Annotated in this window: 13 protein-coding genes; 9 read left to right on the top strand and 4 right to left on the bottom strand. The window is 47.5% G+C overall.

What is annotated here, in order from left to right; all coding sequences use genetic code 11:
* Positions 1 to 24 precede the first annotated feature (24 nt).
* The 5 genes from hisI (at position 25) to tatC (ending at position 2,508) form a co-directional block, all read left to right on the top strand.
* Positions 25 to 438, top strand: coding sequence for a phosphoribosyl-AMP cyclohydrolase (gene hisI / locus FIU95_RS19695; RefSeq protein WP_152455775.1), 414 nt, complete (start codon positions 25 to 27; stop codon positions 436 to 438).
* Between the two features lie 8 nt (positions 439 to 446).
* Positions 447 to 785: a phosphoribosyl-ATP diphosphatase gene (locus tag FIU95_RS19690; protein ID WP_152455773.1), complete on the top strand. Its 339-nt coding sequence runs from the start codon at positions 447 to 449 to the stop codon at positions 783 to 785.
* A gap of 111 nt (positions 786 to 896) precedes the next feature.
* A complete protein-coding gene (gene tatA / locus FIU95_RS19685; protein ID WP_152456476.1) occupies positions 897 to 1,154 on the top strand; it encodes a twin-arginine translocase TatA/TatE family subunit in 258 nt (85 codons plus the stop codon).
* Between the two features lie 29 nt (positions 1,155 to 1,183).
* Positions 1,184 to 1,756: a Sec-independent protein translocase protein TatB gene (tatB, locus tag FIU95_RS19680; protein WP_152455771.1), complete on the top strand. Its 573-nt coding sequence runs from the start codon at positions 1,184 to 1,186 to the stop codon at positions 1,754 to 1,756.
* Positions 1,753 to 2,508: a twin-arginine translocase subunit TatC gene (gene tatC, locus FIU95_RS19675; protein WP_152455769.1), complete on the top strand. Its 756-nt coding sequence runs from the start codon at positions 1,753 to 1,755 to the stop codon at positions 2,506 to 2,508. Before tatB ends, tatC begins: the two co-directional genes overlap by 4 nt.
* A 383-nt stretch (positions 2,509 to 2,891) precedes the next feature.
* Here tatC and FIU95_RS19670 read toward each other — a convergent pair whose 3' ends face one another.
* Together FIU95_RS19670 and FIU95_RS19665 are read right to left on the bottom strand one after the other, a co-directional pair.
* Entirely contained in the window at positions 2,892 to 3,086 is a 195-nt protein-coding gene (locus FIU95_RS19670; RefSeq protein WP_152455767.1) for a DUF3149 domain-containing protein, read from the bottom strand.
* Between the two features lie 270 nt (positions 3,087 to 3,356).
* Positions 3,357 to 3,590, bottom strand: a complete 234-nt coding sequence (locus tag FIU95_RS19665) for a hypothetical protein (RefSeq protein WP_152455765.1) — start codon at positions 3,588 to 3,590, stop codon at positions 3,357 to 3,359.
* A gap of 77 nt (positions 3,591 to 3,667) precedes the next feature.
* On the opposite strand from FIU95_RS19665, the gene FIU95_RS19660 reads away from it, so the two are divergent.
* From FIU95_RS19660 to FIU95_RS19650, 3 genes are all read left to right on the top strand, one after another.
* Entirely contained in the window at positions 3,668 to 4,804 is a 1,137-nt protein-coding gene (locus tag FIU95_RS19660) for an aminopeptidase (RefSeq protein WP_253868758.1), read from the top strand.
* Between the two features lie 246 nt (positions 4,805 to 5,050).
* A complete protein-coding gene (locus FIU95_RS19655; protein ID WP_152455761.1) occupies positions 5,051 to 7,051 on the top strand; it encodes a hypothetical protein in 2,001 nt (666 codons plus the stop codon).
* A gap of 671 nt (positions 7,052 to 7,722) precedes the next feature.
* Positions 7,723 to 9,717: a hypothetical protein gene (locus FIU95_RS19650; RefSeq protein WP_152455759.1), complete on the top strand. Its 1,995-nt coding sequence runs from the start codon at positions 7,723 to 7,725 to the stop codon at positions 9,715 to 9,717.
* A 104-nt stretch (positions 9,718 to 9,821) separates the two neighbouring features.
* Here FIU95_RS19650 and gap read toward each other — a convergent pair whose 3' ends face one another.
* Positions 9,822 to 10,853: a type I glyceraldehyde-3-phosphate dehydrogenase gene (gap, locus tag FIU95_RS19645; protein WP_152455757.1), complete on the bottom strand. Its 1,032-nt coding sequence runs from the start codon at positions 10,851 to 10,853 to the stop codon at positions 9,822 to 9,824.
* An 89-nt stretch (positions 10,854 to 10,942) separates the two neighbouring features.
* Positions 10,943 to 12,943: a transketolase gene (gene tkt / locus FIU95_RS19640; RefSeq protein ID WP_152455754.1), complete on the bottom strand. Its 2,001-nt coding sequence runs from the start codon at positions 12,941 to 12,943 to the stop codon at positions 10,943 to 10,945.
* 254 nt (positions 12,944 to 13,197) lie between these two features.
* Between tkt and FIU95_RS19635 the strand changes: the two genes are divergently transcribed.
* Positions 13,198 to 14,154 (top strand): metalloregulator ArsR/SmtB family transcription factor, encoded by a 957-nt coding sequence (locus FIU95_RS19635; RefSeq protein WP_152455752.1) that lies wholly within the window; start codon positions 13,198 to 13,200, stop codon positions 14,152 to 14,154.
* The last annotated feature ends 57 nt before the right edge of the window (positions 14,155 to 14,211 follow it).

The raw sequence follows: 14,211 nt of genomic DNA, 5'->3' as shown, positions 1-14,211 counted from the left end.
CGCCGGCCTACACTTGGAATTCTGATGGAAGAAACATTGACTCAAGCTGTGCCGACAAGCGGCTTTATCGATCAGGTCAGCTGGAACAGCGACGGCCTGGTGCCCGCCATTGCCCAGGATTTTAAAAGCGGTCGCGTGCTGATGATGGCGTGGATGAATCGTGAGTCTCTAGCACTGACCGCTAGTGAGGGCTATGCGGTCTACTGGTCGCGTTCGCGCAAAGGCCTGTGGCGCAAAGGGGAGTCGTCCGGCTTCCTGCAAAAAGTGCGTGAGATACGCCTCGACTGCGACGGTGACACTGTGCTGTTAATGGTTGAGCAAGAGGGTGGAATTGCCTGCCATACTGGCCGCAGCAGCTGTTTTTACAACCTCTTGCAGGACGGCGAATGGCGGGTTAGCCAACCGGTATTGCAAGACCCCAAAGTTATCTACAAGTGAGCCAGGAAATGAGTGATCTGCTGCAACAACTCGACGCGGTACTAGAGAGCCGAAAGTGCGCAGATGATGCCGATAAATCCTATGTGGCCAGCCTGCATAGGAAGGGGCTCAACAAAATACTGGAAAAGGTGGGCGAAGAAGCCACCGAAACAATTCTCGCCGCTAAGGATGCGCAGACCAGTGGCGACAACCGGGATATGATCGCCGAAACGGCGGATCTCTGGTTTCACTCATTAGTAATGCTTTCGCACCTGGGAGCGGACTCCCAAGATGTAGTGCGTGAACTGGGCCGGCGTTTTGGCCTCTCTGGCCTGGAAGAAAAGGCATCCCGCAGTAACGAGGGATAAGAATTCAGTTGGAAGGACTGGCGTAACAGTCCTCTGATAAGTTGTGGTTTTACCCATGGCGGCCAATGGCAATGCAAAGTGGCTGCCGTATTAAATGACATGGAGACGATTATGGGATTCGGTGGAATTAGCATCTGGCAGCTGTTGATTATCTTGGTCATTGTCCTGCTGCTGTTCGGAACCAAGCGTTTGAAAAACCTCGGTGGTGACCTGGGCGGTGCACTGAAAGGCTTCCGTAAAGCAGTGAAGGATGATGATAAGGATGAGGACAAAGATAAAGACCCTGAGCGTCTTCAGCACGATGAGGAAGAAAAGCCAAAACAGGGCAGCGCCTCCAAGGAAAAAGACAAGCAGTCCCAGGACAAATAATTCGGCACTGTTAACGCGAGTAATGCCCCGTGTTTGATATTGGCTTTTTTGAACTGCTACTGGTCGCGGTAGTGGCACTGCTTGTGGTGGGCCCGGAGCGCCTGCCCGATGCTATCCGCACAACGGCGCGCTGGTGGTCTGGCCTGAAGCGCACTTTACAGGGTGCGCGTGAGGAGTTGGAGCGGGAGGTGGGTGCGGATGATATCCGCCGAGAGCTGCACAATGAGCGCATCCTGCGGGAGATAGAAGAAAGCCGCCGGGAGATGGAGCGCACCTTCAATGAGGCCAACCGCGAGGTGAGTGAATCTCTTCAGCAACAGCAACAGCAACAGCAACAGCAAGAGGATAAACCTCAACTCGGCGAATCGACTGAAACTGAGGAAAAAACTCCGGCTAAAACCCTACCGGAACCCGAGCACCCACGCGCGGAAAAAGAGGATTATTTACCGGAGCAGGATGAGACGGTTGAGGAGTTGCAAGATCCCGAATACCCAGAGCACTGGCACGATTACGGCGATCCGGAACTGAATCCAGATCACCCGGAAAATATACCCAAAGATACAGAAAAAGAATCGCAACAGGAAAAAGACAAACAACCATGAGCGATCAATCACAAGACAGCCATCAGCCCTTTATCGATCACCTGATCGAGCTAAGGGATCGGCTGCTGCGCACTTTACTGGTTGTGGTGGTTCTCTTTGCTTGCCTTGTGCCCTTTGCCTCGGATATCTACAACTTTATTGCCAATCCACTGCAGGAGCGCTTGGTCGGCGATGCGGGGATGATTGCCACAGAGGTAACTTCCACCTTCCTTACGCCATTTAAGACCACATTCATTGTATCGTTTTTCATCGCCATTCCCTTCGTGCTCTATCAGGCCTGGGCTTTTATAGCTCCCGGTCTGTATAAAAATGAAAAGCGTATTGCGATCCCAATCTTGGTCACCAGCGTATTTTTGTTTTACGCCGGTGTGGCCTTTGCCTATTTCGTAGTGTTTCCTATTTTATTTGATTTCTTTGTTGGCTCGGCCCACGCAGATATCAAAGTTATGCCGGATATGCGCAGCTATCTGGATTTGGTATTGAAGTTGTTTTTTGCCTTCGGCTTCGCTTTCGAGATCCCTATCGCTACGGTGTTATTGATTTGGAGTGGCGCAGTGGATGCCAAAACCCTGGGGAGTAAACGTCCCTATGTGATTGTGGGCTGCTTCCTGATCGGTATGCTGCTCACTCCACCGGATGTTATTTCCCAGTCCCTATTGGCCCTACCCATGTGGTTGCTGTTTGAGGTGGGAATCTTATTTGGTCGCTGGATTACATCACGCCGGTCGAAAGAGCAAGCCGAACAGTCTTAATTTACCGATTTTTAAAAATTACATTTCCGCCACTACTTAAACGGCTCGAAGTAGTTTTTCAAATCAACATTTTACTTGCGCAATAAAATGCCCCGACTGCTTTCGCAGCCGGGGCAGTCGCCCTGTTGTTTTACCTGCCCTAACCAAAATCCAACGCCGTGCTCTCAAACAGAGCTGGTTGTGGATAGACAGTCTGCGTTCCATGCAATAAAAAGCCGAACGATATTGGTTTTTGCGCCACTACTGGCAAGCCCCCATCGTAACAAAAACCAAACGGTCAGCTGAGGAAAGTAGCGATTAAAATCAGAAACTCCTGTTTCTTAAAATAACCGCCTGCGCCGAAAAAAACTTGCGGCAATGGTACTACCCTGAGCCCCCAGGTATTAGCGAGATGCAGCCGCCGCTTTATTGACACGGGAGGCTGCAGCGCGCTCTTTCTTTTCCTGCTCCGCTACTGCTTTTTCCACATTGTTGCTAACCAGTCGATAAAAATAGTATGCCATCAGGAATATAAACCCGATTACGGCCAGACTGAGCAAGCCGGAAAAGCTGGTAAATAGATCAATTAAGGCATCCATCTTTCTCTCCAGTACGCCAATGCTTCAGTTATGCAGTGTATGGAGTTGTGCTACAAATCTCTTGACCTAAATCAACTGGGCTTAAGTTACTGGAGAAGAGGTGGATCGTTGGTCTCTGGCTGGGCGTATATAAGCTGATACCAAGTGCTGGTGTTCTTAGGGGGCTACTTTACCTAAAGGAGAAGGTGTAGTACTGCGACTGACCGGTTTTTTACTTGATAGAATTAGCTAGGTTCATATATGCGCTTTAGAGCGTAGGGAATTTCTTCATCAGTGCAGCACAAAACTTAAAAGCAGGCAGGCAAGTGCTGCGCCCCATAGTAGATATAACTCCTGCTCCTGGCGCCAGCGAGGTAAAAGCAGCATGAGTGCCAAGGGAGGAATAAACAGAGCGAGGAATCCGGCTATAGTGCTGTCGTCAAAGCACACTTTCACTAATCGCAGCCAGGCAATGGCGGCAAAAGCCAGGGCAAATACTGTCAGAACCGCGCTAACTGGCATCATGCTATAACCCTTAGAGGCTATTGAAGGGAAAGAAAAGGCCCTGGCCAGATCACAATAAAATGACAATAGGAAAGGAAGTGTATAGCAGATTGCCTATCACGGGCCTGTCAAAAAAACGGCTTAGTTTACGCATATGGCTGCTCCTCATATCACTGTATTTGGCGGGCTGTGAAACCGTCGGTTATTACGCTCAAGCAGCTGCCGGCCAGTGGCGCATTTTATCTGGGCGTCAGCCGATTGAAAAAATCATTAATGAACCGGGTACCAGTGAGCAATTACAACAGCAGCTACAACTGGTATTGCAGATTCGGGCCTATGCAGCTGAAGTTTTGCAACTGCCGGTAGGTGATGCCTATAGCGCTTATGTACAGTTAGATGACACCTACCCGATTTGGAATGTCCTAGCAGCGCCGGAGTTTTCCCTTGAGCCTAAGCGCTGGTGCTACCCTATCGCCGGCTGCGCCAGCTACCGTGGTTATTTTCGCAAGTCTGCGGCAGAGGCAAAGGCGAATCAGCTGCATGCACAGGGCTATGATGTATATCTGGGCGCGGTGCCCGCTTACAGCACCCTCGGTTGGTTTAACGACCCAATATTATCCAGTTTTGTTAATTGGCCTCAGGAACGCCTAGCCGGACTTTTATTTCATGAGCTGGCCCATAGAAGGGTTTATATCTCCGGTGATACCCAGTTCAACGAGAGCTTTGCCACCGCCGTCTCAGAAATTGCCCTACCCGGCTGGCTCAGCAGTCAGGGCCTGGTCAGCTCCGCAGCTCAGGCACGCGCAGAAACCTTGTCTGTGCGTCAATTGATGGCAGCCGCACGCAGCCAATTACAAACAGTCTATCAATCTTCACAGCCAGATAATTTAAAGCGCGAACAAAAAGCCCGGGTTTTATCTCGATTACGTCAATGCTATAGAAAGCTATCTGCAAGCTGGCCCAATCCTGCGCGCTATCAAAACTATATAGAAAAAACCAACAATGCCACCCTGGCCCTGGCTGCTGAATATGAATCTCAAGTGCCAGCCTTTAAGCAGCTTTATTTGGATAGTGGTAGCTGGGAGGCTTTTTATAATGCTGCGCAAAGGTTGGGGGATTTAAGTAAGGTTAATCGCGAAGAACGTTTACGCCAGTTGGGGGATGAATATCGCCGGTCAAACTCAGAGATAAAGCAAGGAGGGCTAGATGAAATGAGTTGCATTTTACGTGATTAATATAAAAATCTCGTAGACGCCCCTTTCTTAACAAAGGATTTTTATTGGGAATTTTTTCTAACCATAAGAAGGATCAAACCTGATCCTATCATTATCAGCAAGCCATGCTCAGATATTTATTGGCATTTTGTGACAGCTGGTTAATGTAATTTCAAAACTTCATCTCTTAATTTTTCTGGCCTGGCTCTGCTTGTTTCTTTATAGTCCCGTCCATCAGAATTCCATCCATTAAGATTGAGTAGAGTGATGTACCCTAAATTCTTATCCAATTTTCTAATAATTGGTTGCTTATTACTTCTATCAGCTTGTAGCAGCGATGATAAAGACAAGAATAATGAGCTCCCCGAGAAAACGGTTAGCTTAACGATTAAAGGATATGTGGAAACTACTAGCTTTACTAATGCTGAGGTGAGGTTACAGGTAGCTGATACTGAATTCTATGGGGAGGTAGATACGTTAGGGAATTACTCTATCGATATAGAAATCCCTGAATCTCAGATTGATAGCTTTGTAAGAGCTGAAGCCATTTTTCCTGCCGAAAGTAGTATAAGATTTGTGAGTCTGCTTGGCTCTGTAAGAACTTTGCTAGAGAAATCTGGTGAAGACGGAGTCTTAGTGCAGGAGGAAAAGAATGAGGTAAATATTACCAGTATTTCTACAGCCTTTTCCGCGCATCTTAAAAGCATAAATGCAGGGGAGATAAAGACAGACTCAGAGTTAACTTTATCCTTAAAGAGTCTTGATTCTTCCGTAGTTTTTGATATGGCTGCTTTCATTAGTTTATATAGTAGTAATGAAAGTTTAATGGAAGGTTCCGGTCTTTCTATCCCTAATACTTATCGTGATATATATGAGTTGGCAGCTAATAAATCCGCAGTATCTATTTCTATATATAACGCAAAAGAAAGTCTTGCTGATTTGTTCGATAAGGCACAGTCAAGTCTAATTGAGAGTATAAAATTATTTGGCTATTTATCTAATAGTGATTTGCAAATAGCAGATACCTATTATCTGCCATATTTGAAGATGAGGCTAACTCTACGACCAGATGGAACCGGTGAAATTAATGGAGAAGTTGATAATACTAGTTTTACATGGTCAAAAAATGATAATGGAATTACATTTAAAGATGCAGATTTGATAAGACACGTTAGTTTTTTTGGACCCTACTCTGAAGAAAGTCATATCGTAATCAAAGATCTCGTATGGATGATAGACAGTGATGCTATTTTATCAGTTATTCTGCAAGTGGAAGAGTATGATGTTAGTTCTGAGCCTATTAATTCTGATCTAGATATAAAGAGCAATATTTATGCAGAAACTGCGATTCGCTCCTCAAGCATAATAAAAGTTCCTGACTCAGTTAAGTTGGAACAAGAATATAGCATGCCGATACCAGTTATGCCTGGAGAAGTTATAAATCCTGTAGATGGAATTTCTCCCAGGCTTTCAGTTAGAGTTCTTGATATGAGCTTTAGCGGAGAGTTTGAAACTGGTGGGATGGTCAATATATCTATTCCTGGTGTGGAGGGAGATGGAAGAAAGACAAGCACTAATATGTCAGGGGTTTGGCGCTTGGAAGACGATAAAAAAATCATTATAGATACTTCTGCAGGAAGTAAATTCACTTATGTTTTTCTAGACTATATGTATAAGGGAAAAAATTTAACGTTTGTTCTAGAAGAGTCAGAGAAAGGACGGCTAATAGATTTTGATACTGTACTAGCTAAAGATCTGGATTCATGGAAAGAGAATACAGTAGAGGGTATTTATCAATTTAGCTCATACTTTGCTCAACCATTAGATTACGCTTGGTTTGAGGTGAATTCTGACGGTACAGTAAAAAGAATAACTATTTTTGATTGGGATTCTGATGGAGAGTTAGTTAGTGATGAACTTGATGTTTATTCGGGGCTTTGGAAGCTATCTGATGATGGGAATTTGATTATTAGATTTTACCGGAGAATGAATGGCGACAGCTGTATGCCTAGTGACTGGGATCCCCTATCTAATACAGATTGCTCACTGGTTAGTGAGCGAGAGTGGAACCTCTCTCAGGTATCAAAAGAGGAGCAGTTGTTCTGGATTAGAAAGGAGTTGAAATTTTTCTCAAATGAAAAACGTGATGAAATTCCTGGTTTATCTGATTTAACGAATAATATATTCGGTGGTGGGCATATATATAACTCATTTATGTATAAAGTTAGTGAAAGGCCCATTGTTTTGCCTAGTGTACAAAAAAATTAATTTATTTGTTAGATTAAAAGATATATTTGTACTTTATGATGATATGACCTATTAAGGGCGGCACAAGTGTGCCGCTGTCTTTATGGGGCTGTCAAAGATTCAGCCTGTCAATATGTTCCCAATAAAAATCATTTACATTTGGCATAATACTATATGTAGCTTCATGTTATTGCATTAATGATCGTAATAAAAACTCTAAAAATATTAGCTGATTTAATACACATCATGCATTAGATTTTTGAATAATAGAGTTAACAGGGATATTTTTAGTAGTCATATATGCACAATCAACTTTATTTATTGTAAAGATTAAAAAAACACCATGTAACTACTGGGCAGTGAGTGGCCATTTGATGATCGCCATGAAGGTTGAGCCAGAAGATGAGTTCCCAAAGGTTCTTCAGAGAATTTAGTAGGGAAGGAAACACCGTAACCACAGATACAAAGGGCGCACCAAGATCATCTATTTGCTACATGATTTGGGGTGCTTGTTGATTGAGGTTGCAATCAAATTTCTGGCTTTAGTGCTAAGGCACCTACTTAATAGTCAGAAACTTGACTTTTTAGCATAAGTGAACTTTTTTAACGCAAGATTAATAGCTCTTTTTATCCGAAAAATTTATAGTTAGGGAAACTTTATGTAAATTTTTGTTAAGGAGAGATTTAATAAGATGTATCGACATGGACTTTTTAGGTCAATAGGAATTTGTGCTCTTAGCCTACTGGCCGCATGCAGCGGAGGCAGCGGAGGCAGCGGAGGCAGCGGAGGCAGTGGAGGCAGCGGAGGAACAACCGAAAATACTATTGGCCTCACAATTGAGGGGAAGATAGTAGATGGACCTGTATCCAACGCAAAGATAGATTTCGCCATCGGCGATACTCAAGTCTCAACTGAATCTGATAGTAAGGGTAACTATTCAATTGATATTGAAGTGCCTGAAACAGAAGCCGAAAGCATAGTGAAAGCCGTAGCTTACTCATCAGATAATAGGAGAGTCCAGTTTGCCACGGTGCTGGGGTCTCTAAGCTCATTAATTGAATATGCAGGTGAAGACGGCGTATTAGAAAAATCTGAACATCATTCAGTCAATATTAGTAGTCTTTCAACTTCAATTTCTGCACTTTTGGAAATAGAAGAGGATACTGAGGTAAGTACTCAGCTGGAATTACAGCAAGCACTAAAAAGAATTAATAGCGAAAGAGCTCTTGCCGTAGCAGCCTCACTTAAATTCTTTATAGAATACTCAGATAAGGGTATAGCTCTTCCTTCGGAAGTACAGGATACTTATCAATATGCGAAAGATTTCGAGCAATCTTCTAAGTATGTAAATCTGATGGAAACTCAGTTTACTGATTTATTTGAAGATATTAAGGCGGATATAGCTCTAGATTTAAATTTAGTTAATATATCTCCAAATAGATTGCAACCTATCGCTGATACTTATTATATACAATACCCAGATATACAACTTACGTTAAATGAGGATGGGTCGGGTACATATATATACTCAAGTGGAATTATTGACCTAAGCTGGACTCAAGAAATTGATGGCATCAGGCTAGAGGCCGCTCAAACCATAACTGATGGAGTCATAGAGAATATTGATGATAGGAATATTTGGGTAGATAGAAAAAGAGAGCTTAAACGATTATTGTGGGTGACAGATGACAAGAATCACAGCACTGTCGTATTCGAAACACTTGATACTTTAGGTTATCCTGATTCCGTTCAAGATAAATCAGAGGAAACAAAAGCTGGCTATATTTTAGGCTCGGCTGTACGCTCAGCAGGGGTGCTGGATCCTAAAGATGTATTACTGATTGGTCGTGAATATAGTTTTTCAATACCTGAAAAAGAAGGGGAAATTAGGGATCCAATCGAGGGTTTGTGGCAAGGTTCTACTGTTGGTTCAATAAAGCTAGGCTTGCTGGGTGACTTTGATAGTGGTGGACGTACCTCAATAATAATGCCTATTGTTTCAGGAAGTGGCGAGATAACTGAGAGCGATATTTCTGGAAGCTGGAGCGTAGATGATAATAACCGATTAGTTATTAATATCTCTGAAGATTTGTCCTATGTTTATGCACTTACCGATCATTCTAAGGATGAAATCCTATACGCGTCTGTAATGGAGAAATCTGCTAATAGAACGGTAGTGGGATCTAGAGGCTCAATTCTCCTTAAAGAAATATCCGGGTGGAATAAAGATGAAATAATAGGCAAGCATTATTTTGAGCCTAACTTTTTTGGGCCCTTAGATGAATATAGTGAAGAATATAAATCAGATGGTACAGTGGAAATTAGATCTTTAAGGGATAATGACAGTGATGGTGTTATAGAAGATGAAGAGCCACTTGTACAAATAGGACTTTGGAAGGTAGCAGATAATGGAAGGCTATTGATCCGAACTTATCGCAATGACTCTGAGTTTTGTGTTCCAGACTCTTGGGATACTCTAGATAATGCAGATTGTGCTTTATATCTTGAAAGAGACTGGGAGCTATATCAGATTGATGAGGCAGGGCATTATTGGTTTAACTATCATCAAACCTTTTTTGCCGATAAATATAGAGATCAGTTGATTGATTTTTCTGATCCTGGTGGTCACTTACTTCGTGATGCTTGGTTTTTTCATTCTTATAGAAAATTTAATACTGAAAACTAAATTGATTAGGTAGTAGATCAGATTTTATGTTGATTGGGCATCGATTTTTTTTAAATGCTAAGAAAATCGATGCCCTTTTTTGATGTTGAAGCATCTGAAGATTTTTAGTCTAAGTGATAGTTTTTCTTGTTTGTTAATTTCGAAGCCACATCCAACATCCGATTCGCAAACCCCCATTCATTATCAAACCAAATCAATATCTTCACTAATTTTCCGCCGGCAACCCGAGTCTGGCTGGCATCAATAATTCCCGAGCGCGGGTCGTGATTAAAATCGCAGGAGGCGAGGGGTTCTTCGGTGAAGCCGAGTACGCCTTTAAACTCTGTCGCGGCTGTGGATTTTAGTAAAGCGTTGATCTCACTTTGACTTACGTCTTTTTGTAATTGAACCGATAGATCAATAGCGGAGACATTGACCGTGGGTACGCGCATAGCCTGGGCTTCGAACTTTCCAAATAAGTGCGGCAATATGCGCTCGATGCCGCGGGCGAGTGCGGTGTCGACGGGAATAATTGAGGTAACGGCGGAGCGTGTTTTTCTTAAATCGGTGTGGTGATAGGCATCGCTTACCGGCTGATCGTTCATGGCGGAGTGGATAGTGGTCAGCACGCCCGCTTCTATACCAAACGCCTTGTCGAGCGCTGCGATTACCGGCACGCTGCAATTGGTGGTGCAGGAGGCGGCAGAAATAATAGTTTCATTGCCGTTCAGGGTGTGATCGTTAACCCCATAAACAATGGTGGCATCCACATCGCGGCTGGCGGGCTGGGAGAATAAAACTTTCTTTGCCCCCGCGGCCAGGTGAAGTTCGGCACAGCGCCGCTCTTTAAAACTACCGGTGCATTCAAGCACGATATCGACATTCTCTTCACGCCAATTTAGGTCTTCCAACCGCTCGAAATGTGTGACTGCGATGGAATCGCCATTAACCGTTAGCGTGTCATTTTCCACAGAGACATCACCGGCGAAGCGACCGTGTACCGAATCGTACTTGGTAAGGTGGCCGATAGTGGCGCAGTCTGCCAGCTCGTTGATGGCGACAATCTGCAGTTTATCGCGGGCGCCGGATTCGTACAGAGCGCGTAGAACGGAGCGGCCGATGCGGCCATAGCCATTAATGGCGAGTCGGGTGGTCATAGCGGTACATGCCGGATAGGAATTGAAGGCGTAGCCGAGACGCCCCTCGCGATGTTGTATGCAAGGGGCGCCCGGCTAGAGTGCTGAAATTAGTTCAGCACTTTCTCGACGGTTTCCACCACATTTTCCACGGTGAAACCGAAGTGGCGCATCAGCTCGCCGCCGGGGGCGGACTCACCGAAGCTGCTCATGCCGATAATGGCGCCGTCAAAGCCGACGAACTTATACCAGTAATCCTGGTGGCTGGCCTCTACGGCCACGCGTGCGCGCACGGCGGAGGGCAGTACCGATTCGCGGTAGGACTCGTCCTGCTCCATAAAGGCTTCGGCGCAGGGCATGGATACCACACGCACCTTCTTGCCCGCGAGCTTCTCTTGGGCGGCCATGGCCAGTTCCACCTCGGAGCCGGTGGCGATAATGATCGCTTCCGGGGTGCCGTCACAGTCGGACAGTACATACCCGCCCTTCTCTACCTGGGCCAGCTGTGCGGCATTGCGCGGTTGCGGCGCCAGGCCCTGGCGGCTGAATACCAGGGTGCTGGGGCCATTTTTACGTGAGATAGCCATTTTCCAACTTACTGCGGATTCGGTGGCATCACAGGGGCGCCAGGTGTGCAGATTGGGGGTAGAACGCAAAGCGCTCAGCTGCTCAACCGGCTGGTGGGTGGGTCCATCTTCACCGAGGCCGATGGAGTCGTGGGTGTAGACAAAGATCACGCGTTGCTTCATCAGTGCGGCCATGCGCACGGCGTTGCGGGCGTATTCCATAAACATCAGGAAAGTGGCGCCATAGGGGACGAAACCGCCGTGTAGGGCGATGCCGTTCATCATGGCGCTCATGCCGAATTCACGCACGCCGTAGTAAACATAGTTACCAGAGGCGTCTTCGGCGCTGACGCCCTTGGAGCCGGACCAGATGGTGAGGTTGGAGCCCGCCAGATCGGCGGAACCACCGAGGAATTCCGGCAGCAGCGGGCCGTAGGCGTTCAGTGCATTCTGGCTCGCCTTACGCGAGGCGATTTTCTGCGCATCATCCTGGCACTGTTGGATGTAGTCATCGGCTTTTGCGAGGAAGTCTGCGGGCAGTTCGCCACTCATACGGCGTTCAAACTCGGCGGCCAGCTCGGGGAACTCTTCACGGTAGTCGGCAAAAATGTCTTTCCATTCGTCTTCTTGCGCTTCACCTTTGGGTTTGGCGTCCCAGTCGGCATAAATCTCCGCGGGGATTTCGAAGGGGGCGTGCGCCCAGCCGAGGGTTTCGCGGACCAGGGCAATTTCGTCATCACCCAGAGGTGCGCCGTGACATTCCTCGCGACCCTGTTTGTTGGGGGAGCCGAAGCCGATCACGGTTTTACAGCAGATAATGGTGGGCTTGTCGCTATTGGTGCGAGCTTCTTCGATGGCGGCTTTAATAGCGGTGGCGTCGTGGCCATCCACATTGGGGATTACGTGCCAGCCATAGGATTCGAAGCGCTTGGGCGTGTCGTCGGTAAACCAGCCTTCCACTTCTCCGTCGATGGAGATGCCGTTGTCATCGTAGAAAGCGATCAGTTTGCCAAGACCCAGGGTGCCGGCCAGGGAGCAGGCCTCGTGGGAAACACCTTCCATCAAACAGCCGTCACCCATAAATACATAGGTGTGGTGGTCGACCAGCTCGTAACCCGGACGGTTGAATTGTGCGGCTAGTACTTTTTCGGCCAATGCCATACCGACGGCATTGGTAATACCCTGGCCGAGAGGCCCGGTAGTGGTTTCAACGCCCGGCGCGTAACCATACTCCGGGTGGCCCGGAGTCTTGGAGTGCATCTGGCGGAAATTTTTCAGCTCTTCGATCGGCAGGTCGTAGCCGGACAAGTGCAGCAGCGAGTACAGCAGCATGGAGCCGTGGCCGTTGGAAAGCACAAAGCGGTCGCGGTCGGCCCACTCGGGGTTGGCCGGGTTGTGCTTCAGGTAGTCATTCCACAGCACTTCGGCGATATCCGCCATACCCATAGGCGCACCGGGGTGGCCGCTGTTGGCTTTCTGGACGGCGTCCATAGACAGGGCGCGGATAGCGTTGGCCTTGTCTGTGCGAGAGGGAGTAGAAGACATAGGAAGAACTCTCTGATTTTCGGATGGCTGCAGGGCGCTCTACAAGCTTTTCCCACAGCAACAAAATGGGGGCGTATTTTCCCGTAAAGGCGTGCCTCACGCAAAGGCTTGCAGGGGAAATTGCTATTAAGTGAAGCAACAATTGCCCAGGTTTATGTGCAGATGGTGGTCACAAGCAGCTACATCAAAATAATTTTATAAAGCTATATCAAAGTTCTTTGATATAGGGTGATGTGCCTGATAGACTCGTCCGCATGTCTGAAATCCAGCCCATTTCTCAATCCGGCACCAGCGCGGAAATTACCCAACTGGCGGCGACCCTAAAAGCGGCGGGCGATCCCCTGCGCCTGGAGATATTGCGTCTGCTCAGCCAGGACTCCTACAGCGTGCTGGAGCTCTGCCGAATTTTTGATCTGCGCCAACCGGCCCTGAGTCACCACCTAAAGGTGCTTGCCCAAGCGGGGTTGGTGAGCAAGCGCCGCGAGGGCAACAACCTCTTTTACCGGCGCACAGGTAGCACAGCGCTGCTTGCTCAGCTGTTCGCCAACCTGGACCAGTTGCCGCTATCAGACGCGCGGGCTCAATCGGTGGCGCGTATCTCGGAGGAGCGCGCCGAAGCCTCACGCCGCTTCTTTGCAGATTATGGCAATCGCTTCCGCGAGCAGCAGGAGCTGATCGCCAGTTACAGCGTGTATGGCCCCCAGGTGGCGCAGCTGCTCAATTCTGGCCGCCACGCCCTGGAAGTGGGGCCAGGCGAGGGGGAGTTCCTACAGGAGTTGTCCCTGCGCTTTGCCACAGTCACTGCGTTAGATCTGTCCTCGGCTATGTTGGAGCGTGCCCAGGCATTTGCCGATGAGCAGGATCTGGCCAATATCGAATTTGTCTGTGGTGATACCCGTGCGGCTGCTGCACGCCCAGTCAGCGCCGACAGCATCGTGGTGAATATGGTGCTGCACCATACCCCTGATCCCGCGCAGATTTTCCAGGACTTGCAGGGAGCCCTGAAAAGCGGTGGCCAGTTACTGGTGGCAGAGTTACAGGAGCACGGTCAGGACTGGGCGCGGGAAGCCTGCGGTGATCTATGGCTGGGATTTGCCCCCGAACAGCTGAGCCAGTGGGCGCAAGCTGCCGGTTTAAGTGATGGCCGCAGTGTCTACAGTGCGCTGCGCAATGGCTTTCAGATTCAGATCAGAGAATTTGTAAAACCCTGACGACTGCAGTCGACTGTCAGGCCCAGAATTTTGCTAACCGCCCGCGGCGGAACACAT

It is taken from the genome of Microbulbifer sp. THAF38 (genome assembly GCF_009363535.1).
In the GTDB taxonomy this organism is placed as follows: Bacteria; Pseudomonadota; Gammaproteobacteria; order Pseudomonadales; family Cellvibrionaceae; genus Microbulbifer.
Note: the sequence above shows the minus strand (reverse complement) of the source record. Positions and strands in the feature narration are given on the sequence as shown.

What these genes read in the sequence shown, in the direction of transcription:
- hisI (WP_152455775.1), top strand. Translation starts at nt 25, where the DNA reads ATGGAAGAAACATTGACTCAAGCTGTGCCGACAAGCGGCTTTATCGAT.
- FIU95_RS19690 (WP_152455773.1), top strand. Translation starts at nt 447, where the DNA reads ATGAGTGATCTGCTGCAACAACTCGACGCGGTACTAGAGAGCCGAAAG.
- tatA (WP_152456476.1), top strand. Translation starts at nt 897, where the DNA reads ATGGGATTCGGTGGAATTAGCATCTGGCAGCTGTTGATTATCTTGGTC.
- tatC (WP_152455769.1), top strand. Translation starts at nt 1,753, where the DNA reads ATGAGCGATCAATCACAAGACAGCCATCAGCCCTTTATCGATCACCTG.
- FIU95_RS19670 (WP_152455767.1), bottom strand. Translation starts at nt 3,086, where the DNA reads ATGGATGCCTTAATTGATCTATTTACCAGCTTTTCCGGCTTGCTCAGT.
- FIU95_RS19665 (WP_152455765.1), bottom strand. Translation starts at nt 3,590, where the DNA reads ATGATGCCAGTTAGCGCGGTTCTGACAGTATTTGCCCTGGCTTTTGCC.
- FIU95_RS19655 (WP_152455761.1), top strand. Translation starts at nt 5,051, where the DNA reads ATGTACCCTAAATTCTTATCCAATTTTCTAATAATTGGTTGCTTATTA.
- FIU95_RS19650 (WP_152455759.1), top strand. Translation starts at nt 7,723, where the DNA reads ATGTATCGACATGGACTTTTTAGGTCAATAGGAATTTGTGCTCTTAGC.
- gap (WP_152455757.1), bottom strand. Translation starts at nt 10,853, where the DNA reads ATGACCACCCGACTCGCCATTAATGGCTATGGCCGCATCGGCCGCTCC.
- tkt (WP_152455754.1), bottom strand. Translation starts at nt 12,943, where the DNA reads ATGTCTTCTACTCCCTCTCGCACAGACAAGGCCAACGCTATCCGCGCC.
- FIU95_RS19635 (WP_152455752.1), top strand. Translation starts at nt 13,198, where the DNA reads ATGTCTGAAATCCAGCCCATTTCTCAATCCGGCACCAGCGCGGAAATT.